The 21,950-nt window shown below is 62.2% G+C and carries 14 protein-coding genes; 3 read left to right on the top strand and 11 right to left on the bottom strand.

The features are described 5' to 3' along the window. Positions 1-72: 72 nt before the first annotated feature. On the bottom strand, positions 73-399 hold the full coding sequence (gene trxA / locus ACSBQS_RS20895) for a thioredoxin TrxA (protein WP_004934187.1): 327 nt from the start codon (positions 397-399) through the stop codon (positions 73-75). 131 nt (positions 400-530) lie between these two features. Between trxA and rhlB the strand changes: the two genes are divergently transcribed. Continuing rightward, positions 531-1,817, top strand: a complete 1,287-nt coding sequence (gene rhlB / locus ACSBQS_RS20890; protein ID WP_033645045.1) for an ATP-dependent RNA helicase RhlB — start codon at positions 531-533, stop codon at positions 1,815-1,817. 5 nt (positions 1,818-1,822) lie between these two features. Next, a complete protein-coding gene (gene ppx / locus ACSBQS_RS20885; RefSeq protein ID WP_042783439.1) occupies positions 1,823-3,319 on the top strand; it encodes an exopolyphosphatase in 1,497 nt (498 codons plus the stop codon). Between the two features lie 32 nt (positions 3,320-3,351). Here the strand turns inward: ppx and rep are convergent, their stop codons facing one another. Next, positions 3,352-5,376 carry a DNA helicase Rep gene (gene rep / locus ACSBQS_RS20880; protein WP_033645047.1) on the bottom strand — a complete coding sequence of 675 codons (2,025 nt, stop codon included), beginning with the start codon at positions 5,374-5,376 and terminating at the stop codon, positions 3,352-3,354. Between the two features lie 109 nt (positions 5,377-5,485). Here rep and ppiC point away from each other — a divergent pair, with 109 nt between their 5' ends. Then, positions 5,486-5,767 (top strand): peptidylprolyl isomerase PpiC, encoded by a 282-nt coding sequence (gene ppiC, locus ACSBQS_RS20875; RefSeq protein ID WP_004934175.1) that lies wholly within the window; start codon positions 5,486-5,488, stop codon positions 5,765-5,767. A gap of 25 nt (positions 5,768-5,792) precedes the next feature. On the opposite strand, the gene ACSBQS_RS20870 is transcribed toward ppiC, so the two are convergent. From ACSBQS_RS20870 to bcsR, 9 genes are all read right to left on the bottom strand, one after another. Then, on the bottom strand, positions 5,793-7,298 hold the full coding sequence (locus ACSBQS_RS20870; RefSeq protein ID WP_434991331.1) for a M16 family metallopeptidase: 1,506 nt from the start codon (positions 7,296-7,298) through the stop codon (positions 5,793-5,795). Positions 7,299-7,558: 260 nt separating this feature from the next. Then, positions 7,559-8,845 (bottom strand): dicarboxylate/amino acid:cation symporter, encoded by a 1,287-nt coding sequence (locus ACSBQS_RS20865; protein WP_033645049.1) that lies wholly within the window; start codon positions 8,843-8,845, stop codon positions 7,559-7,561. A gap of 271 nt (positions 8,846-9,116) precedes the next feature. After that, positions 9,117-11,123, bottom strand: a complete 2,007-nt coding sequence (gene hmsP, locus ACSBQS_RS20860; protein ID WP_434991330.1) for a biofilm formation regulator HmsP — start codon at positions 11,121-11,123, stop codon at positions 9,117-9,119. A gap of 228 nt (positions 11,124-11,351) precedes the next feature. After that, the gene (gene bcsC / locus ACSBQS_RS20855) at positions 11,352-14,825 is read right to left on the bottom strand and encodes a cellulose synthase complex outer membrane protein BcsC (protein ID WP_047025968.1); all 3,474 of its coding nucleotides are present in this window, start codon (positions 14,823-14,825) and stop codon (positions 11,352-11,354) included. Next, positions 14,807-15,919, bottom strand: a complete 1,113-nt coding sequence (gene bcsZ, locus ACSBQS_RS20850) for a cellulose synthase complex periplasmic endoglucanase BcsZ (protein ID WP_080273430.1) — start codon at positions 15,917-15,919, stop codon at positions 14,807-14,809. The genes bcsC and bcsZ overlap by 19 nt, the downstream gene beginning before the upstream one ends. A gap of 5 nt (positions 15,920-15,924) precedes the next feature. After that, positions 15,925-18,231 (bottom strand): cellulose biosynthesis cyclic di-GMP-binding regulatory protein BcsB, encoded by a 2,307-nt coding sequence (gene bcsB / locus ACSBQS_RS20845; protein WP_047025969.1) that lies wholly within the window; start codon positions 18,229-18,231, stop codon positions 15,925-15,927. Positions 18,232-18,293: 62 nt separating this feature from the next. Continuing rightward, positions 18,294-20,897 (bottom strand): UDP-forming cellulose synthase catalytic subunit, encoded by a 2,604-nt coding sequence (gene bcsA, locus ACSBQS_RS20840; RefSeq protein ID WP_033645053.1) that lies wholly within the window; start codon positions 20,895-20,897, stop codon positions 18,294-18,296. After that, complete coding sequence (gene bcsQ / locus ACSBQS_RS20835) at positions 20,894-21,634, bottom strand: cellulose biosynthesis protein BcsQ (RefSeq protein ID WP_033645054.1); 741 nt, start codon at positions 21,632-21,634, stop codon at positions 20,894-20,896. The genes bcsA and bcsQ overlap by 4 nt, the downstream gene beginning before the upstream one ends. 3 nt (positions 21,635-21,637) lie before the next feature. Continuing rightward, positions 21,638-21,829: a cellulose biosynthesis protein BcsR gene (gene bcsR / locus ACSBQS_RS20830; RefSeq protein ID WP_434991329.1), complete on the bottom strand. Its 192-nt coding sequence runs from the start codon at positions 21,827-21,829 to the stop codon at positions 21,638-21,640. Positions 21,830-21,950: the final 121 nt, after the last annotated feature.

Below are 21,950 nucleotides of genomic sequence, written 5' to 3'. Positions count from 1 at the left end.
CGCTTCTTGGCAGGCGTCTAGCGGTGAATTGAACATCACCGCCAGGCGCCTGATACTGGGCTTCCCGCCCGATTACAGATTCGCGTTCAGGAAATCTTTGAGCTGACCTTTGGACAACGCGCCAACCTTGGTCGCGGCCACTTCACCGTTCTTGAACAGCAACAGCGTAGGGATGCCACGGATACCGTACTTAGGCGCGGTAGCCGGGTTCTGATCGATATTCAGCTTGGTGATGGTCAGTTTGCCTTCGAACTCTTCGGCAATCTCATCCAGAATCGGAGCAATCATCTTGCACGGCCCACACCATTCAGCCCAGAAATCGACCAGGATCGGCCCTTCCGCTTTCAGCACGTCAGCTTCGAAGCTGCTGTCAGTCAGGTGAATAATTTTATCGCTCATGTTCTACTCCACAGGATTATGTCTACCTTGTTGGTGTAGCATTAACCAACTCAAGGTGATTTTATTGCACCGCGTTTATTTCAACGGATGTGCTTTCGTAAAGCAATAGTTAGCTGATATTCTACCACACTATGAGCAAAACACACTTGACTGAACAGAAGTTTTCCGACTTCGCCCTGCACCCGTTAGTCCTTGAAGCCCTTGAGAAAAAAGGGTTTCACAATTGCACGCCCATCCAGGCGTTAGCATTGCCGCTCACGCTCTCCGGGCGTGACGTTGCAGGTCAGGCGCAAACCGGTACCGGAAAGACGCTGGCGTTTTTGGCGTCTACTTTTCACTATTTGCTGACCCACCCGGCGAAACAGGATCGCCAGACCAATCAGCCGCGCGCCTTGATCATGGCGCCTACGCGTGAACTGGCGGTGCAAATCCACTCCGATGCGGAAGCCCTCTCCCAGAGCACCGGCCTGAAGCTGGGCCTGGCCTACGGCGGCGACGGCTACGACAAACAGCTGAAAGTGCTGGAAAGCGGCGTGGACATTCTGATTGGCACCACCGGCCGTTTAATCGATTACACCAAGCAGAACTATGTCGATCTCGGCGCGATGCAGGTTGTCGTGCTGGATGAAGCCGATCGCATGTACGATCTCGGCTTTATCAAAGACATCCGCTGGCTGTTCCGCCGCATGCCTGCGGCCGATCAACGCCTGAACATGCTGTTCTCCGCCACGCTGTCCTATCGCGTACGCGAACTGGCCTTCGAGCAGATGAACAACGCCGAATATGTTGAAGTGGAACCGGAACAGAAAACCGGCCACCGCATTAAAGAAGAGCTGTTCTACCCGTCCAACGAAGAAAAAATGCGTCTGCTGCAGACGCTGATCGAAGAAGAGTGGCCGGATCGCGCCATCATCTTCGCCAACACCAAGCACCGCTGCGAAGACATCTGGGGCCACCTGGCCGCCGACGGTCACCGCGTCGGCCTGCTGACCGGCGACGTGGCGCAGAAAAAACGCCTGCGCATCCTCGACGACTTCACCAAGGGCAATCTGGATATCCTGGTCGCCACCGACGTCGCCGCGCGCGGTCTGCACATTCCCGCCGTCACGCACGTTTTCAACTACGATCTGCCTGACGACTGCGAAGACTACGTGCACCGCATCGGCCGTACCGGCCGAGCAGGCGCCAGCGGCCACTCCATCAGCCTGGCTTGTGAAGAGTACGCGCTCAACCTGCCGGCGATCGAGACCTATATCGATCACAGCATTCCGGTGAGCAAGTACAACAGCGATGCGCTGCTGACCGATCTGCCGGCACCGAAGCGCCTGTCGCGTCCGCGCGGCGGCAACGGCCCACGTCGCAACTCCGCGCCACGTCGCGGCGGCGCGCCGCGCAGCAACCGTAAACGCTCGAGCTGATCGCCATGCTCAGCTCCAGCACGCTTTATGCTGCCATCGATCTCGGCTCCAACAGCTTCCATATGTTGGTGGTGCGCGAGGTGGCCGGCAGCATTCAGACTCTGGCGCGGATAAAGCGCAAGGTGCGCCTGGCGGCCGGGCTGGATCAGCACAATCACCTGTCGCATGAGGCCATGCAACGCGGCTGGCAGTGCCTGCGGCTGTTCTCCGAACGCCTGCAGGACATCCCGCGCGAGCAGATCCGCGTCGTCGCCACCGCCACGTTGCGCCTGGCGTCCAACGCCGATGAGTTCCTGCAGGCAGCCGAGCAAATCCTCGGCTGCCCGGTGCAGGTCATCAGCGGCGAAGAAGAAGCGCGGCTGATTTATCATGGCGTCGCGCACACCACCGGCGGGCCGGATCGGCGGCTGGTCGTCGATATCGGCGGCGGCAGCACCGAACTGGTCACCGGCACCGGCGCACAGGCATCGCAGCTGTACAGCCTGTCGATGGGCTGCGTCACCTGGCTGGAGCGCTACTTCAGCGATCGCAACCTCGGGCAAGAAAACTTCGAGCGCGCCGAACAGGCCGCGCGCGACATGGTGCGGCCGATCGCGCCGCAGCTGCGCCAGCACGGTTGGCAAATCTGCGTCGGCGCTTCCGGCACCGTACAAGCACTGCAGGAAATCATGGTGGCGCAAGGCATGGATGAACGCATCACCCTGCCCAAGCTGCGCCAGTTGAAACAGCGGGCCATTCAGTGCGGCAAGCTGGAAGAGCTGGAGATCGAAGGGTTGACGCTGGAACGCGCGCTGGTCTTCCCGAGCGGCCTGTCCATTCTGCTGGCCATCTTCCAGGAGCTGGGCATCGAAAGCATGATGCTGGCCGGCGGGGCGCTGCGTGAAGGCCTGGTTTACGGCATGCTGCATCTGCCGGTGGAGCAGGATATTCGCATCCGCACCATCCGCAACCTGCAGCGTCGCTACCTGATCGACACCGAGCAGGCCGAGCGCGTCAGCCAGCTCGCCGCCAACTTCTCGCAGCAGGTCGCCAACGAGTGGCAGTTGGATGCGCGATGTCGCGAGCTGTTGCACAGCGCCAGCCTGATCCACGAACTCGGCCTCAGCGTCGATTTCAAGCAGGCGCCGCAACACGCCGCCTACCTGATCCGCCACCTGGACTTACCCGGCTTTACCCCCGCGCAGAAAAAACTGCTGGCCACCCTGCTGCAAAACCAGAGCAACACCCTCGACCTGTCGCTGTTGAACCAGCAAAACGCCCTGCCGCCGCGCACCGCGCAGCGTCTGTGCCGTATTTTGCGCCTGGCGATCATCTTCGCCAGCCGCCGCCGCGACGACACGCTGCCGGCGGTGCGTTTACGCGCCAATCAGGACGATGAACTGACGGTGATCTTGCCGCCGGGTTGGCTGGAGCAGCATCCGCTGCGCGCCGAGGCGCTGGAGCAGGAAAGCCACTGGCAGAGCTACGTCCACTGGACGCTGCGATTGGAAGAACAACGTTGAAATAGCATGGGCGCGATGAGCGCCCTTTCTTTTTAATTCCCGCCTTTGGCCTTGGCCAGCTGGGCGCGGATATTGGCCAGATGGCTCTGCCCCTTCTGCATCCGCTCCTGCGGGCTCACCACTTTGCGCTCGGTTTCCCACGCCAAATCGTCCTGCGGCAGCTCCAGCAGGAATCGGCTCGGCTCCGGCCGCACCAACTCACCGTACTGACGGCGTTCGCGGCACAGGGTGAAGATCAGCTCTTTTTGCGCGCGGGTGATCCCCACATAGGCCAGACGCCGCTCTTCATCGACATTGTCTTCGTCGATGCTGCTCTGGTGCGGCAGCAGCCCTTCTTCCATGCCCACCAGGAACACGTAGGGGAACTCCAACCCTTTGGAAGCGTGCAGCGTCATCAGCTGCACCTGATCCAGCTCCTCTTCGCTTTCACCGCGCTCCATCATGTCGCGCAGGGTGAAGCGCGTCACGACCTGGGTCAGCGTCATCGGCTCGTCCAAATCGTTGCCTTCCAGCATCTCCGTCATCCAACCGAACAGCGTATTGACGTTTTTCATCCGCATTTCGGCGGCCTTCGGGCTGGTCGAGGTTTCAAACAGCCAGCTTTCATAATCCACGCCGCGGATCAGATCGCGCACCGCCGCCACCGGCTCACGCTCCGCCTGTTGGGCGATGCCGCCCAGCCAGTGGGTGAAGCGCTGGAGCGATTCCAGCCCGCGCCCGGTCAAGTGCTGGCTCAGCCCCAGATCGAAACTGGCGTGGAATAAACTCTTGTTGCGCTGGTTGGCCCATTCGCCGAGCTTCTGCAGCGTCGCCGGACCGATCTCGCGCTTGGGGGTATTGACGATGCGCAGGAAGGCGCTGTCGTCGTCCGGATTGGTCAGCACCCGCAGGTAAGCCAGCAGATCCTTGATCTCGGGGCGAGAGAAGAACGACGTGCCGCCGGAAATCTTGTACGGGATGCGGTTCTGCATCAGCATCTTTTCAAACACCCGCGACTGGTGGTTGCCACGGTACAGGATCGCATAGTCGCCGTAGTTGGTTTTTTTCACGAAGTGGTGGGCGATCAGTTCCCCCACCACGCGCTCGGCTTCGTGATCCTCGTTGTTGGCGGTCACCACCTTCAGCTCTTCGCCATACCCCAGCTCGGAAAACAGCCTTTTTTCAAACACGTGCGGGTTATTGGCGATCAGGATATTGGCCGCCTTCAAAATGCGCTCGCTGGAACGGTAGTTTTGCTCCAGCTTGATCACCTGCAGCGCCGGGAAATCTTCCTTCAGCAGCACCAGGTTCTGCGGCCGCGCGCCGCGCCAGGAGTAAATCGACTGATCGTCGTCGCCCACCACGGTAAAGCGCGCGCGATGGCCCACCAACAGCTTCACCAGCTCGTATTGGCTGGTGTTAGTATCCTGATACTCATCCACCAGCAGATAGCGGATGCGCTGCTGCCAGCGTTCGCGCACCTCTTCGTTGCGTTGCAGCAGCAGCGTCGGCAACAGGATCAAATCGTCGAAGTCCAGTACGTTGCACGCCCGCATATGGGCGTGGTAAAGGCCGTAGCAGTGGGCGAACAGCTTGTCGCGCTCCGAGCGCGCCAGCTCCGCCGCCCGCTGGGGATCGATCAGGTCGTTTTTCCAGTTGGAGATGGTCGAAATCAGCTGCGCCACCAGCGTCTTATCGCTTTCCAGCCACTTTTCGGTCAGCTCTTTCAACAGCGCCAGCTGATCCTGGTCGTCGAACAGCGAGAAGTTGGACTTCATGCCCAGCGCCACATATTCCCGCTTGATGATTTCCAGCCCCAGAGTGTGGAAGGTGGAAATCATCAGCCCGCGCGCCTCTTTGCGTCCCAGGGTTTGCGACACACGCTCTTTCATCTCGCGCGCGGCTTTGTTGGTAAAAGTCACGGCGGCGATGTGCCGCGCCTGATAGCCGCAGTGGTGGATCAGGTGGGCTATCTTATTAGTGATAACGCGCGTCTTGCCGGAGCCGGCACCGGCCAACACCAGGCAGGGCCCGGTAACGAATTCGACGGCTTGTTGTTGGCTGGGGTTTAATCGCATGGCGCTGACTTGCTCGACTGTAAAACGTGGAAGGGAATTGTAGCAGAAAGCGCCGATGAGATTTAGCGGGTATAATCAGCGCAATTTTCGCATCGACAAAGGCAATACCATGGCAAAAACGGCGTGCGCCCTGCACATTCTGGTAGACAATGAAAAGCTGGCCAACGAGCTGCTGGCCAAGCTTAAGCGTGGCGTCAGCTTCGACACGCTGGCGCGCAAATACTCGAGCTGCCCGTCAAAACGCAACGGCGGCTCGCTGGGCGAATTCAACAAAGGCGCAATGGTGCCTGCGTTCGATAAAGCGGTGTTCAGCATCCCGCTGCTCAAACCTTACGGCCCGGTCAAAACCCAGTTCGGTTACCATATCATCAAGGTGCTGTACCGCAACTGAGGGGGCCTGAGCCCCCTGCCACGAATTACTGCGCGCCAGCGGCGTCCGTCGCCGGCGAAGCGACTGCGGTGTCCGCCGGTTTGGCTTCTTCCGTCACCACCGCCGGCGGCGGCATCATGATGCCGTTATAGGTATCCTGCAGCTGCTTCATGCTCATTTCCGGCTCGCCCTTCGGCTGCATCAGCACCAGCGTCGCGTCCTGAGACAACTGCAGCTTCAGCGCCTGATTCAGTGTCTCCAGCGTCAGGCTGGACAGGAACTCCTGGCGCAGCTTCTGGTACAGCTCCGGCGCGATATCCACCACCCCGCTCTGCTGCGACCGCAGACGCTGGCTCATCAGCACGTCGGTGTCGGTACGGGCGTAGGTCGCGAACAGCTTGCTCAGCTGATCGTTTTTCTGCGCCAGCAGCGCATCGAATTCCTCTTTCGACAGGCCGTTGTCACGCACGTTGGCCAGTTCGCGGGCAATGAAGCCCAGGCTGCCGTTCAGATTGTTGTTCGGCGTATCCAGGTGGATGGCGCACTGCCCGCGCTGGTACTGCACGCGGCAGTCAAAGCCCAAATGCAGGTTTTTCTGGTCGCTTTTTTCCAGCGTCTGCTGGAGGTGCCAGAACAACGCCTCGCGGGCGAGATCGCCACGCCAGTAGCGCAGCAGGCTTTGCGAATCGCGAATCGGGTGCCACGGCGAATCCCACATGATCGACAGCGTATCCTGCTTCACCTGCTCGCTGATCAGGCTCACCGGCTGCTGCGGCAGCGGCGTCAGGGTCGGCATCGGAGCCGGGGTTTCACGTTTGCCCTGCAGCGGCGAGAAAGCCTTGTTGATCTGCTCGACCAGGCTGCGGCTGTCAACCTTGCCGACCACGAACAGCGTCATGGCGTCCGGTGTGTACCACTGCTGATAGAATTTCTTCAACTGCTCAAGGTTGACCGGCCGTTTCGCCGGCTGCGCCGGATCGTGCGCCAGCAGCGTCGAGCCTTTCAGGCGGTAACGCCACCAGGCGTCTTTGGTATTGGGTGGGAAAGTGCCGACCGGATTGATGCTGGAATTCATCACCGCGTGCACCGTGTGCTCGTCGATCGCCAGTTTGCCGGTCGTGTCCGCCAGCCAGGCCAGCGCTTCTTTCAGCAGATCGGGCCGGTTGTTCGGCAAGCTGAGGTTATACATGGTGAAATCGTACGAGATGATAGCCGGCGGCAGCGGCCGCTCGTTATCTACGCTCTGCTGCCACAGCGCCCGCAGCTGCGGCGCCGTGAAGCTTTCGCTGCGCGTCAACGCCAGCCGCGGCAGCAGGTGGGCAAAGCCGGTCTGCTGCGAAGACTCCACCAAAGAGCCGGTATTGACGATCAGCCGCAGTTCCACGCGGTCGCTCGGCCGCTGCGGCGTATCGAGAATCTGCCATGAAAACCCGTTGGCCAGCGCCCCCTGCTGCCAGGCAGGATCGGGTTGTAGTGCTTCAGCCTGCACGCTGCCACTGGCTGCCGCCAGTAGCAGCCCACCAACTATAAGATGAATTCTGGTGCCCTGCATGTGAACCCCTACTTAATGACTATCCAATTTCTTATGCAAATGCGTGTATTCCATTCAATGGAATCATAAAAATACGCCCTGAGTTTCACGGTGGGGCGGAAAGCAGAAAGTGTACCATCGTGTTAGACCGCGCGCCTTTGCGGATGTCACTCATTAGAGTGAAAAATAATAGATTGCGGGGTTTTTAATGCAAAAAATCGTTACGAGGCAGGGGAAGAAGCTCACCGGCCGCGGATGCGGCCGGTGATTTACCGCCGAAATCAGGCGGAAGGCAGCGTTTTGTCCGCGCCGGTGTTTTTGTTGTTCAGGGTGTCTTTCAGCTGCTTCTCATCCAGCTGATTACACCATTTGGCCACGACTACGGTCGCCACGCCATTGCCCACCAGGTTGGTCAGCGCGCGGGCTTCCGACATAAAGCGGTCGATGCCGAGGATCAGCGCCAGGCCGGCCAGCGGCAGGTGGCCCACGGCGGAGATGGTGGCGGCCAACACGATAAAGCCGCTGCCGGTCACGCCCGCCGCCCCTTTGGAGGAGAGCAGCAACACCACCAGCAGGGTAATCTGATGCATGATATCCATGTGGGTGTTGGTCGCCTGCGCGATAAACACCGCGGCCATGGTCAGGTAGATAGAGGTGCCGTCCAGGTTGAAGGAGTATCCGGTCGGGATCACCAGACCCACCACCGATTTCTTGCAGCCCAACTTCTCCATTTTATCCAGCATGCGCGGCAGCGCGGATTCAGACGACGAGGTCCCCAGCACGATCAGCAGCTCTTCTTTGATGTAGTTGACGAATTTGAAGATGCTGAAGCCGTTGGCGCGGGCGATGCTGCCCAACACCACCACCACGAACAGGATGCAGGTGATATAGAAACACACGATCAGCTGGCCGAGTTGCACCAGCGTGCCGACGCCGTATTTACCGATGGTAAACGCCATGGCGCCGAAGGCCCCCAGCGGCGCCAGGCGCATGATCATGTTGATGATGCCGAAAATCACCCGCGAGAAGCTGTCGATCACGTTGTAGATCAGCTGCCCTTTGTCGCCCAGACGATGCAGGGCGAAGCCAAACAGCACCGCGAACAGCAGCACCTGAAGAATGTTGCCGCTGGCGAACGCGCCGATCACGCTGCCGGGGATGATGTCCAGCAGGAACGGAATGATGCCCTGCTGCTGCGCTTGCTCGGCGTAGATCGCCACCGCTTTGGCGTCCAGCGTACCGGGATCGACGTTCATGCCGGCGCCCGGTTGCACCAGGTTGACGATCACCAGGCCGATAATCAGCGCGAGGGTGCTGACGATTTCAAAATACAGCAGCGCGATGGCGCCGGTGCGCCCCACCGCCTTCATGCTTTCCATGCCGGCGATGCCGGTCACCACGGTGCAGAAAATCACCGGGGCGATAATCATCTTGATCAGTTTGACGAAGCCATCGCCCAAGGGTTTCATCTGGGCGCCGAGGTCAGGGTAGAAGTGGCCAAGCAGGATACCCAGCGTGATCGCCGTCAGCACCTGAAAATAGAGGCTCTTAAAAATTGTTGTTTTCATATGAACATCCTATGGGGGGAAGACACGCACCAGGCGGCAGTCTAAAAATCCAGCCTGTTCATTGCTTGCGCGGAAAATAACACCCACTTAACAACATGGAAATAATTTGTTGCACCCACCCCTCAGGGTTGATGTGAATTTAAGAGCTGAAACGCGTCAGTCCGGGTGCAAAGCTGAAAATTGCGTAAGCCTTTGTTTGCACTAACGCAAAAGAGGTATGAGGGGAATAGCGATTTTCGGACGGGGAAAAGTACCGGAAAGGTAACGCGGCTCACGGCGCCGCGCGGCAAAACTCGGTTTCGAACGCTTCACGCGGTAGCGGCCGAGCGAACAGGAACCCTTGCCCGCTGCGAATGCCGTGCTTCAGCAGCCAGTCGCGCTGCTCGGCGTTTTCCACGCCTTCGGCCATCACCGGCAACGCCAGCACTTCAGAGATTGAACTGACAATGCGCACCATCGCATCGTCGGCCGGCAACCCCTGAATGAAACTGCGGTCGATTTTAATCAAATCGATCGGCAGGGATTTCAACCGGTTCAGGTACTCCAGGCTGGAGTAGCCCATGCCGAAGTCGTCCAGCGCGATCGACAGCCCCAGATCGTGCAGCTCGCGCAGCAGCGCCAGCGCGCGGTCGAGATCGTCGATGCGTACCGTCTCGGTGATCTCCAACAGCAGCTTGCGCGGATCGATTCGATACTGCGCCAGCAGATTTTTCAGATACGGAACAAACGCCTCGTCCTGCATCTGAATGCCGGAAACGTTGACCGCCAGCGGCAGCGCAATGCCGCGCTGCTGCCAGTCCGCCAGGATACGGCAGGACTCTTCCAGCACCCAGTTGCCGAGCGGCACAATCACGCCCAGCTCTTCCGCGAGCGGAATGACGTCGGCCGGCAGGGTATAGCTGCCGTCGTACTGCTGCCAGCGCAGCAACGCTTCTGCGCCAATCACCTCGTTGGACTGCATGTCGATCTGTGGCTGCAGGAACAGCGTGAAATGCCGCTGCTCAATGCCGTGCAGGATCTCGCTCTCCTGCGTCAATCGCTTCTGCGTGCGCTCCGTCAGGCTGGGTTCGAAGAACAGGATCTGATTTTTCCCTTCGCGATGCGCGGACATCATCGCCGAGGTGGCGCTGCGCAGCAGCTGTTCCGCGCTCTCCCCCTGATTGAGGTAGTGGGCGATGCCGATGCTGGCGTTGGGCCGCAGCGCCAGGCCTTCCAGCGTCAACGGCGCGTTGATCTCCGCCATGATGCGCCGCGCCAGCTGCATGGCGTGGAACGGCCGCTCGATGCCCTTGGCCAGGATGGCGAATTCGGTATTGCTCAGCTGTGCCAGCACGCCGTTTTCGTCGATGCAGCCGCGCAGCTTCTTCGCCAGCGCCAACAGCAATGCCTCGCGCATCGCCGGGCTCATCACGCCCGATGCTTCATGCAGCGTCTCGATGCCGATCACCAGCAGGTTAAAACGCTCGGGGCGCAGGCTGGAGGCGATATGCTGTTCCAGCAACGCGTTCAGCAAGGCCGGGTTCGGCAGTTCGGTCACCGGGTGGCGGGTGCTCAGGCGGCTCATGTCGGCATGCGCCTTGGCCAGCGTCTGTTGATTGCGGTTGTAGTTGCGCACCAGCAGGCCGAGCTCGTCGTCCTGGTGCAGCGCCGGCAGCATCAACTGGTGATAAGGCGCTTCGTCCTGCGAGATGTTTTCCAGCTCTTTGGCCATCGCGCGCAGCGGATGCACCATCAGCCGGTTCATGCACCAGGTGATGGACACCGACAGGATCAGCGCCAGCAGCAGGTAGGTCGACAGCATGGTCGACAAAATGCTGAGGATAAACTGGTACATGCGGAACGAATCGGCCTGCAGCACCAGGTAGGCCAGCGGCTGCTGGTTGGCCGGCACCCGTTCCAGCGAATAGAGCGGCACGGAAATTTGGATAGGCAACTCAAACAGCCGGGCGATCAACGTCGGCACCGGCCGCTCCGGCGGGAAATTGGCGTGCAGCGCCTGAAACTCGTTCGGCAAGACGATATCCGCCCGGCTCAGAATGCCGACCGGCAACAGCGTATTCAGCACCTTTTTGGCTTCCGGCACGTCCATGCGCAGCACCGCTTCCGCCAGCGGCTGGCGTACGGAGTGAGCGATATTCTCCAGTTGCTGGGCGTAGTCATCCCTGCGCTGCTGCACAAAATGGAACAACTGAATCACGATAAAGATACAGATCGTGACCAGCGCCACGCCGGACACTGTCGCCATCTGCTTAATCGTTAACGAACGCCTGACCCGCAAACCTGCTCTCCGTAAAATCGGGCTGAAACAAAAAGGGGGCTGACTCTCACCCGCCCCCTCGAACCGGGCTGAGTATACTCGATCATCGGCTGTTTTTATCTGGCTATGCCGCAGGCATAACCAAGAAAATCGCGGGTTTCAGTCTTTTCCTAGAGCGAACAAACACGACCCGGACACAGGGTAACAAAACTCCCCGGTGTCCGACACTCCGAATCTCTCTCCTCCCGGTTACTTGAAGTCGGCATACGGCGTCAGCGGCTGCGGCGGCAAATCGAGGTCCCCCTGCCAGCCGGCCAGGGAATAACGCAGATAAATCAACGCGTGGCTCGGCGTATAGTTCTTCGCCTGCTGAATATCGATGCCGGCGCCGAGCGTCCAGTGCGAACTGAGACGGCGTTCGACGATCGCCCGCAGGGTATAACCGACGCCGCTCGAGGCGCTGCCGTCCTCGACGGCGAACTTATCGGGCAGTGAATCCGGGATCAGGCCTTGCAGCGGATAACGGCGCTGGCTGTCGGTTTTCGAATGCGACAGCGAAACCGAACCGCCCAGCTCCCACGACCAGTTCTCGGTGCGCTGACGATAGTTGACCGGCAGCGACAGCGACAGATATTGCTGCGGGCTGTAATAGCCGCCCTGTCCCAGCGAATAGCCACTCAAGTCTTTCTGGTAGTGCCACAGCATGGTATTGAGCCCAACGCTCAGGCGGCGATTGTCTTCGTTGATCACCTTGTAGTAATAGCCGGCCATCAACCGCTGCCGCTGGTTGTCCGCCACGTTCTTGCCGGTGAGCTGGTGCGCGCTGAGATCGGCCCACACGCCGTTCGCCTCGCCGCGATCGTAGCTGGCGCTCAGGCTGACGCCGGTGGCGCGCACGCCGCCCCAGGTAGTGCCGGTATTCGGATCCTTGGCACCGCCAAACGCCAGCAACGAGCTGGAGATCGGCCGCCGCGAGGCCGCCAGCGTCCAGCCGATGTGGTTCCAGTCGCCGCTGTAGGCCAGGCCGCCGCTCCAGTCGACCACCTCGAAGCCCATCGGCGTCGTGCCGATATCGGCGGCCCAGCGATCGTTTTTCCAACCGGCCGCCACGCTGGTGCCGGTGGTTTTCTGGTGTTCATCGCCGCGGCACCCTTGCGTGTGGCAGGTGCCGAAGGTTTCGTAGTATTTGCCGCTGCCGTCGGTCGAGAAGCGGCCGGCATCCAGCTGCACGGTGTCGGTGCGCAAGAAGGCGCGCCCGTCATACAGCGGCATATCCACCTGCAGCATGGTGTCGTGCGCGTTGAAGTCGGAAATGCCGCCGGTGCCGCTCGAGCGCCAGTAATCGTGATCGAGCGTGACGTTCACGTCCTGCTGCCGATACAGATCCGCGGCATCGGAGCGGATGCCGCGTTTCAGCCAGTCGTCGCCCGGATTATTGCGCGTCAAATAGGTGTAGCGGTCATTATCCTGCGGCAGCGTCGGCGTGATGCCGCCGGCCACCATCGCCTGGCGGTAATCCTGCTGCGCCCGCTCCGGCTGTTGCTGAGCCCGCTCCAGGCGGGCGGCGTCGCGGTAGATCAGCGCTTTGGTCTGCCCGACGGGTTCTGAAGCCGCCGCCGTTTTCAGCCGGCCGAAGAGCGCCTCGGCCTGCTGCGCATCGCCGACCGCGCCCCAGGCATTGGCGACCCGCCGTTGGCTGTTGAGCGAAGCGTCTTGCGGCTGCGGTTCGGTTTTCAGCCGCTGGCGCGCCGCGTCCAGATCCCCCTGCGCCACATAGGCTTCGATCTCGCCCAGCTGCGCATCCGGATTGTTCGGTTCACGGCGTTTCACCCGCTGATAGTCGTCCAGCGCCGCCGCATACTCCCCGCGCGCCAGCGCCCAGTCGGCGAGCAGCAAATCGATGCGCGTGTCCGCCGGCTGCCGGCGCAGATAGGCTTCCGCCGCCGGTTCGTCACCGGCCGCCCGCAGCCCTTCGGCATGTGCGATCGTCGCCTGCATTTTCAGCCGCTGCGCCAGTTCGCGCATATTGTCGTTCCACTGCGCCGCCGGCAGCGTATTGAGCTGCGCCAGCGCCTGACGGTCGCGATCGCTGCCGGAAAGATAGAGCGCATAGGCGTAGGTCAGCTGCGGATTGGCGTGCTGGCGCTGCGCCAGCTGCCGGAATAAGGCGTCCGCCTGTTGCGGCTGCCCGGCCTGACGCAGCGCCTGGGCATAGCGATAGGTCAGCCAGACATCGTCGGGCGCCATCGGCTGGGCGCGCCGATAGATTTCCGCCGCCTGCTGCCACTGTTGCTGCTGCGCCAGCGTCTCCGCCTGCTGTTTCAGCCTGTCGAGCCGCAGCCCATCGAGAGTGCTGCGCAGCTTGGCCTGCTGGCTGCGCGGCAGGCCGTCAAGGTAGGCCAGCGCTTTTTCCGGCGACTGGCGCTGATAGATATTCACCAGGCCGCGCAGCGCGCTGCCGTTGCCGGGATCGCGCCGCAGCGCCTGCTGATAAAACCCTTCCGCCGCGGCGTCATCCTTGCTCGCCACCGCCACATCGCCCAGGCCGATAAACGCGTCGCCGTTGCTGTCGTCGAGCTGGCGCGCCTGCTGATATTTCTGCCGTGCCAGCGCGAGATTGCCGGCCTTGAGCGCTTTGTCGCCCTCGTCGATCGCCAGCCAGTAGCCGGTGCTCTTGATCAGGCTCTGCCATTTGCCGCTGCCGTAGCCATTCTTGTCGGCCGCCAGCGCCTGGCGAAACAGCTTCAGCGCCTGCGGGCGGTCACCGGCGCGTGAATAGGCCTGGCCGAGCGCGCCCAGCACCTCGGCGTCGTTCGGCGTCGCCGCCAACGCCTTTTGCAACTCAGGAATGGCCGCCCGGCTGCCGCCTTTATCCACCTGCGCCAGGCCGCGCACCCGCGCCTGATAAGCCGGATCGGCCAACAGTTTCTGCTGTCTGGCCAGCTCTTCACGGGCGCTGGTCGCCTGATCGCCGGTGTCGAACACGCCGAGGAAACGGTTGAGCGCCGCTACGCTCTGCGCGCTGACCGGCATCGCTTTGACCTTGTCCAGCCACAGATCGGCGGCATCGCCGCGCCCGGCCGGATCGGCGGCGATCTTCTGCAGCAGTTCATAGGCCTGCGCGTCCTGATTCTGGCTGAACAGCATGCGCGCCAGCGACATGCGCAGCGCCGCGTTGCCGGAATATTGCTGATCCAGCGCCTGCAGCTGCTTTAACGCCTTCGCCTCCTGTCCCGGCAAGCGCGCCACCAACCGCCAGTATTCCACCGCCAGATCGAGCGTCGGCGGCTCGCCGTGGAACAACGCATCGTACTGCGCCTTGGCCTCCGGCAACCGGCCGGCGGTCGCCATCAGGCGCGCCTGCTGCAGCTTTTGCCGGGTTTCCGGCTGGGTCAGCAGCATGTTCATTTGCGCCTGGCGATAAGCGCTGGACTGCGGCGCGAGCGTTTTCAGCTTGTCCAACTGCTGCTGCGCCAGCGCCATGTTGCCCTGCCGCAGCGCCAAACGCATGCGCGCGGCGATCACGTCCGGGTTGTTCGGATCCATCAGTTCGAGCCGGTACAGCGATTGGCGCACCAGATCGTCCTTGTTGCCGGCCTCGCCAATGCGCACCTGCTCCAGCAGCCACTGCTCCGGCGCCACGGCCTCCGCAGCGCGCGCCTGCGGCAGCATCGCCAGACTCAGCGGAATCAAATTCAGCCAGTTTATTTTGAAGTTGTGCATTGGCCGTCCCACGAGGGTTGCAGTTCACCCTGACGATTAAAGCGATAACGTTGTTGATCCCACCCCTGGCCGAACAGCGTCAGCGAGGCGCTGAAATAGGCGTCGTCACCCGGCGGGTGTTCGCCGATCCGTTGCCGCTGGGCCGCCAGCGCGTCGGCCTGCGCCGCCAACATCGGCAACATCGCGGCGGAAAAGCCGACCGGGCCGTCGCCGGTGGTTTTGCCGCTGGCGGTATCGGTTTTCTCCGGCGGCACGCCCTGGCTGGCGGTGAGCTGCGCCATCGGCTGGAAGCGTTTGAGCAGCGCCGCCTTGTGTTCATCGTCGTCCGCCAGCATGCCGGCCCACAGATAGACCCGAATGGCGTCGTAGCTGCCGACGTTCGGCTTGACGGTGTCCGGCTGCCAGCCGGCGCCGACCCGCCATACCACCCAGTCCGGCGAGAAGCCGTGCGGCGCGGTCTCCAACCACAGCCGCTGATTGATCTCGCGCATCGCGCGCCACGGGCCGTTCAGCGCCGCAAAACGCGTCAACAGCTGCGGCGGCAGGTAGCTGGGGTTCAGCCGCCAGCGATCTTCCGCCACGAACCCGACTTTGCCCGGCAGCAGCATCAGCCCCAGGCCGGGGATGTCGGCCACTTCCTCGCGGCCGATGCGCTGCAACAGCAGCGTCCCCAGGGTTTGATAACGCCGGCTTTTCCACAGGCGGCCGGCTTCGAGCAGGTTATAAGCGATCCACAGATCGGCGTCCGACGCCGAGTTGGCGTCCAGCACCTTCCACTGCTTGTCGTCGCCCTCGCCCCACAGCCAGGCGGGTAAACGGGCACTGAGATCGCCCGCCGCCAGGTTGTTCTCCGTCCAGGTCAACAGCTGGTCGAAGGTCGGCCGGTCATTGGCCACCAGGGCGAAGAACAGGCCGTAACTCTGCCCCTCCGACGTGGTGATTTTGTTCGGGCTGCTCGGATCGATCACCCGCCCCTGCGGGCTGATGTAGAACTGCTTGTACTGTTGCCAGCCCGGCCATTCGCAGGCCGCCGCCGCGCTGAAAGCGCACAGCAGCAGCATGCCGAGCGACAGGCGTTGCAGCATCGCGTTCACCGCCGTCAATCCCGATCTTCAGGCGCCAGACGCCGCCGGCTGAAGGCCTTCAGGCCGCGCCACAGCATCAACCCCAGGATCACTACCAGCACCACCGCGAGCACCGCCAGCAGGACCGGATGGGTGGAGAGGGCATACCAAAGCCGCTCCCACCAAGGCAGGTGACCGACATAGTAAACATCGCCGACGCGCAGGCTGTTGACCCCCGATTCGCGGATCACCGCCACCGAGCCGAACACCGCGGCGCGCTTGCCGCTGTCCAGCAGGGCATTGTTCAGCAGCTCATAGCCGCGCGGGCTGTCCGCCAACAGCGCCACGATGCTGCGCTGGTCGTTGAACGGCGACTGCACACCAATGATCGCCGACATCGCCCCCTCGGAACTGACGGTGGTCTTGCTGTCCGGCTTGGCGTCCTCCGCCAGCACTTCCGAGCTGGGCAGCGGCGGTTGGCGCGTCGGCTGTTTCACCCAGCTTTGGGTCGCGTCCACCAGCAGGCTGATTTTCTTGTCGTCGCGCAGCTCCGGCGGAATGGTGCCGACCATCAGGATGTCGTCGTCGCGATCCGTGGCCTGCGACCAGTCGTCGCTCAGCGTGAAGGCCAGCGCCGGATAACCGGTTTGCGCGCCGATCACGCCGAGCGCGTTCAGCAGCGCGCTGACCTGCGCCGGCTGCGGTTTCTGGTTCACCAACACCAGCGTTTGTGACAGATCCGCCAGGCGGCTGAACGGGAAGCCGGCGTTGGCGAAGGCGCGCAGGTCCGGCATCGCCATAAAGTGGCGGTAGCCGGAGAAATCGATGGTAGACGCGCCGTCGATCACCGCGTGGTTTTGCGTGAAGGAGTAGGTTTCGCAGCGCCCTTCCGCGCCGCTGGCCAGCAGCGTGGTGTAGTCAAAGTCAAAGCGCAGCTGGTTGGTGGCACCCAGCCGCAGCGCCGGAATGCTGACGTTCTTGTCGGAGTCGAGCAGCCCCTGCGTCAACGGCAGGCGCAGCAGCTGCGCCCCCTGTTCGTGTTCCGGCACCAGCGAGTAGGCCTGCACGAACTGGTTGTTCAGGCTGACGCTCAGCCGCGAACCGTCCTGAATGCGCGGCGCGGTATAACGGTACTTGAGGTGCATGTCGATGCCGGTGCTGCGGATCAGGAACAGATCCGGCGGCAGGTTCATGGTCAATGAAATCGGGCCGGGCTCGATACCGCTGGTTTGCAGCTGTTCGGCGTATTGCTGCAGTTCGGCGAAGGTCATCGGCCGATCGGTGCGCACCCAGTTCGGCGCGTCGTAAGGCTGACGCGGCGCCAGCTGTTCCACCTTGTCCACCGTCACGTTCTGGCCGCGGAACAGAATGTCGCCCTGCGCGATGCCTTTCACCGCGGTGATCAAATCGTTGTCGTCACGCCCCTGAATCAGCAGCAGTTTGACGTAGGGATTGTCCGGGTGGCTGATCATCTCCACCGTCGGGCCGTTGACCGCCGGGTAATCGCGCAGGAAATCCGGGCGCTGCTTATTGGTGGCGAACACCACCGCGTGCTGCGTCGGCAGCGCGTTATACAGCGTCGGGAAGGATTGCCCGCGCCACTGCGCCTTGCTGCCGAACCAGGAAGCCAGAATGCCCGCCGCGCGCTGCTGGGCCAGATCCGGCTGGCCGGCGAACACCATCGGCAGCGTCAGCGGCCGATTGTCGCGGCTGTCGAAGAACGGCTCAGGGAAGTGCGACAGCTCGTTTTTCACCGGCAGCGTCTGGAAGCGCAGCTTCAGCGCGCTGGATTTGCTGACGTCGAGCCACAGCGAAGTGCTGGCCGGGTTTTCGCAGATGTTCTGATAATGGCCGACGAACACCAGCCGGACGCGGTTAAAATCGGTAATATAGCGCGGATCGATCGCCATCTGGATGCGATTGGGCTTGCCCAACTGCTCCTTGGCGATCGTGGTCACGCCCATCAGCTCGTCGTTCAGGTAGACCTTGACGTGCGACTCGACCGGGATCAACGCCGGCGACGGCGTAAATTCCAGGTCGAGCATCGCCTGCGAGACCACCTCATCGCTGCGCACGCCGAATTCGATCTGCCCGTCCGGCCGGGTGCCGCGCAGAACAAAGGTGCCCGGCGGCGGCGCTATCTGCGCAAACGGCAGCGACACGTCGCGCACCGGCGCATTCGGATCCTGCGGCGCGGCGGCCGGCGGTGGCGCGGTCGCCGTATCGGCCGCCGCAGCGATCGGCGGCTGGGCCGCCACGGTCGGCGCGGTGGCGGTTTCGGCCTGCGACAGGGTGCTGATGCCTAAGGCCAGAGCAGTAAACCAGGTTATTTTTCTCGTCATCGTATCATCATCAATGTTGGAGCCTGTTCACCGGGCGAGTGAGCGGGCGGTTGAACTCGCAGCTAACCCACGGTTTCTTGTTGACCCAAGGTCGGATCCCTGCCGACGCCGCGCGGAATAAACGACACTACCCAGGCGGTCAGCGACGTGACCCCGACCAGCAGACCGCGTACCAGCGGCGGCGCGTAGTCCGCCATGCGCACATAGCCGCGGAAGCCCAGCGCCAGCACGTCGCGCAGGCTTTCGATCGGCCGGTCTTCAGGGAACCCGTCCTGCCACAGCGCCCAGGTATCGGCGCGGGCGAAGGTGCACTGAATAAAATCGATGTGTTCGCGGGTGGAAAGACTGACCAGACGCACCCCCACCTTGTTGCCGAAGGCGCGCGTCACCACGCAGGGGAAGCTGTACTCCTGCTGGCCGCGTTTGAGCAGCAGCGAGGCCTTGTCGCCCTCTTTCAACGTGTCCGCCACCCGCATCTCGATGCCCACGCCGCCATCGGAGTAATCGCGCAGCGTGCAGGGGTAGAGGTGGCCGTCGGCACGCGCGATCGCCGCCGGCATGGCGATCTCCACGCGGTGCGCCTGACGCACCTGTTTGGCTTCCACCGCCACCGCCACCGCGCCGCCGAGAATGGTCATGTTGTACAGCACCCACACCAGGCTGATGATCACCGTCATCACCTCGTCCGTCGGGCCATAGGCCAGCCGCCAGGCGCCGAACGCCAGCCCGGCGAGGTTAAGAACCACCAGGAACATGTAAGGCCGGGTGATCACCCAGTCGACGTGCTCCTCCTCCACCAGCCCGCCCTTGGCGGTCACGTTGAATTTGCCCTTGTGCGGATTGAACAGCGCCACCGTCGTCGGCCGCGCGATATACCAGGCCAACACCGTTTCATAGATTTCGCTCCAGAACGAATGGCGGTATTTCCCCTGGATGCGCGAGTTGGTCAGGCTGGCGTGGATCATGTGCGGCAGCACGTAAAGCGCGATCGCCAGCGCCGGCGCGAAGATGATGTAGGCATGCAACAGCAAAAACGCCAGCGGCGCGGTGAGGAAGATCAGCCGCGGGATGCCCGACAGGAAGTGCAGCATGGCGTTGGCGTAGCACAGGCGCTGCGCCAGTTTCAGCCCCTTGCCCAGCAACGGGTTGTCGAGCCGGAAGATCTGCACCATGCCGCGCGCCCAGCGAATGCGCTGGCCGATGTGCGCCGACAGGCTTTCGGTCGCCAGCCCGGCGGCCTGCGGAATGCGGATATAGGCCGAGGTATGCCCACGCCGGTGCAAACGCAGCGAGGTATGGGCGTCTTCGGTGACGGTTTCCACCGCGATGCCGCCGATTTCGTCCAGCGCGCTGCGGCGCAGGATGGCGCAAGAGCCGCAGAAGAAGGTGGCGTCCCACATGTCGTTGCCGTCCTGCACCAGCCCGTAGAACAAAGTGCCCTCGTTGGGCGTCTGACGGAAGCGGCCAAGGTTGCGCTCGAAGGGATCCGGCGAGAAGAAGTGGTGCGGGGTCTGCAGCATCGCCAGCTTTTTGTCTTTGAAGAACCACCCCATGGTCAGCTGCAGGAAGGAGCGCGTCGGGACATGGTCGCAGTCGAAAATCGCCACGAACTCGCCGGTGGCCTGCTTCAGCGCGTTGTTGATGTTGCCGGCCTTGGCGTGTTCGTGAGTCGGCCTGGCGATGTACTTCACTCCCACCTCGGCGGCGAACGCCCGGAACTCGGGGCGATTACCGTCATCAAGGATATAGATGTTCACTTTTTCTTTCGGCCAGTCGATGCCCAGCGCCGCATAGATGGTGGGCTTCACCACCCCGAGGTCTTCGTTGTAGGTCGGCACCATCAGATCGATGGTCGGCCAGGTGGCGCTGTCTTCGGGCAACGGCACCGGCTGGCGGTTAAGCGGCCAGATAGTCTGGAAATAGCCCAGCACCAACACCACCCAGGCGTAGGTTTCCGCCACCAGCAACAGCAGGCCGCATACCAGGCTGAGCGGATCGTCCCAGTTCAGCGTGGCGGTATAGCGCCACCACAGGTAACGGCAGGAGACGGTCAACGACAGCACGATCAGCATCAACGCAGGCAAGCGCCCCGGCACCCGGCGCACCACCATCGCGATCCCCCACAGCAGCAGAACGAACACGAACTGCGCCGACAGATCGAACGGTTGCGAGATGCACAGCATGGCGAGGATCGCCGCCAGCACGCCGACCAGAATGAACAGCGCGCGCCGCAATCCGCGGTTCATGCGGCCGAGTCGCTCTACCGAGCGCTGTTCCACGCCGGCGTTTTTCAGCCGCTGCGGCAAGCCCTGCAGCCAGTCGGCATAGCGCTGCTGCAGCCGCCGCCAACCGGCGAAATAATCGCGCTGCACCGGCGCGCGGCCGCTGCGGAACAGCAGCAGCCACGCCCCCTGCAGCAAATAGCGCAGCGCATCCGCCGGACGGGGGCGTTCGGCGGACAGATGCGGGAACCAGTAAGCGCGGCCGGCGCGCACGCGCCGCCAGGCCGGTGACTCCAAACGCAGCAGCATCCACCCCAGCGCCACCAACAGCGTAGTGAAAAAGGCGGTCAGCGCCGACGCCCCGCTGCGGCGATAGGCGCGGTAGCGCGCCTGCACCGCCTGGCGCACCGGCGGCACCAGCAGCAGGCTCAGCACCCGACTCATGGCGCAATACCCCGTTTGAGGTTGATCAGGCACCAGTTGGCCAGCGTCAGCACTTCATCCGCCGCCAGGCTCTCGGGGCGGTACTCGCCCAGCGGCTGTTTGGCCGCCAGCGCTTCCGCCAACGCTTCATCGCGGTGGATAACCACCGGCAACAGGCCGCTCAGCGTTTGCAGCCACAGCTGATGCAAATCCTGCTGCAGCCGGCTGGCCGAAGAGTAATGGTTAATCAGGAAATGACTTGCGTGCGGCAGCGCCTGCTGATGGAGCCGCACCTGGCAGTTGGCGTCGGGGTTCAACAGCACGAACACGCTGTCGGCCAGTTGCAATGCCTGCTGCGCCAAAACGCCGTCCCCGACCGGGACGTCCAGCAGGATCCAGCGCTGCGGATCGCCGGCCATCAGCTGACGCAAATTATCGCGCCAGCGATCGGGATGCGCCTGACACCGATGTTGCACTTCCAGCCGTTCCGCCGCATTCAGGCGGCCAAACGGTAAAAAGTCGAGGTTTTCGCAATAACGCAGCGCGCCTTCCCGCCAACCGCCGCCGTCCTGTTCCGCGCGTGCCCAGCCGCGCGCCAGTTCGAACGGCGTGTTGAAATGCAGGCGCAGCAGATTGTCCGGCGTAAAGTCTATCGCCAGCACCGACTCGCCAAGCTGGCGCAACGCCCAGGCGAGCGCCGCCGTGACTGACGTCGTCCCCATTCCACCCCGCAACCCTTGCAGCGCGATCGCCGGCATAGATCACTGGCTCCCCGCGTTTTGCGCCAATTCGGCCAGCAGCGGCCAGCGCGTCATCATTTGCGTTAACCGCTCCTGCCGCGAAATATCGACATAGCTTAATTTTGGTAATGAAAAAGCCTGGCTGAGCGCCTGCAGGTCATCCTGGCTCTCCTCCTGCGCCGCTGCACGAAAATGGCTGGGTGCGTTATTCATTCTTCCGCCTTGGCGAAAATAGGCTATGTTAATTAACTATAGCAACGATACAAAAAGAGACAGGCAATAAGATGATTCTCAACAAATATTATTGAAGAGCATCGGATATTTGTTATTGCCA

Source organism: Serratia sp. H402Y (genome assembly GCF_051172415.1).
GTDB classification, from domain to species: Bacteria; Pseudomonadota; Gammaproteobacteria; order Enterobacterales; family Enterobacteriaceae; genus Serratia; species Serratia ureilytica.
This window is presented reverse-complemented; position numbering and strand designations above follow the sequence as displayed.

What these genes read in the sequence shown, in the direction of transcription:
- trxA (WP_004934187.1), bottom strand. Translation starts at nt 399, where the DNA reads ATGAGCGATAAAATTATTCACCTGACTGACAGCAGCTTCGAAGCTGAC.
- rhlB (WP_033645045.1), top strand. Translation starts at nt 531, where the DNA reads ATGAGCAAAACACACTTGACTGAACAGAAGTTTTCCGACTTCGCCCTG.
- ppx (WP_042783439.1), top strand. Translation starts at nt 1,823, where the DNA reads ATGCTCAGCTCCAGCACGCTTTATGCTGCCATCGATCTCGGCTCCAAC.
- rep (WP_033645047.1), bottom strand. Translation starts at nt 5,376, where the DNA reads ATGCGATTAAACCCCAGCCAACAACAAGCCGTCGAATTCGTTACCGGG.
- ppiC (WP_004934175.1), top strand. Translation starts at nt 5,486, where the DNA reads ATGGCAAAAACGGCGTGCGCCCTGCACATTCTGGTAGACAATGAAAAG.
- ACSBQS_RS20870 (WP_434991331.1), bottom strand. Translation starts at nt 7,298, where the DNA reads ATGCAGGGCACCAGAATTCATCTTATAGTTGGTGGGCTGCTACTGGCG.
- ACSBQS_RS20865 (WP_033645049.1), bottom strand. Translation starts at nt 8,845, where the DNA reads ATGAAAACAACAATTTTTAAGAGCCTCTATTTTCAGGTGCTGACGGCG.
- bcsC (WP_047025968.1), bottom strand. Translation starts at nt 14,825, where the DNA reads ATGCACAACTTCAAAATAAACTGGCTGAATTTGATTCCGCTGAGTCTG.
- bcsB (WP_047025969.1), bottom strand. Translation starts at nt 18,231, where the DNA reads ATGACGAGAAAAATAACCTGGTTTACTGCTCTGGCCTTAGGCATCAGC.
- bcsA (WP_033645053.1), bottom strand. Translation starts at nt 20,897, where the DNA reads ATGAGTCGGGTGCTGAGCCTGCTGCTGGTGCCGCCGGTGCGCCAGGCG.
- bcsQ (WP_033645054.1), bottom strand. Translation starts at nt 21,634, where the DNA reads ATGCCGGCGATCGCGCTGCAAGGGTTGCGGGGTGGAATGGGGACGACG.
- bcsR (WP_434991329.1), bottom strand. Translation starts at nt 21,829, where the DNA reads ATGAATAACGCACCCAGCCATTTTCGTGCAGCGGCGCAGGAGGAGAGC.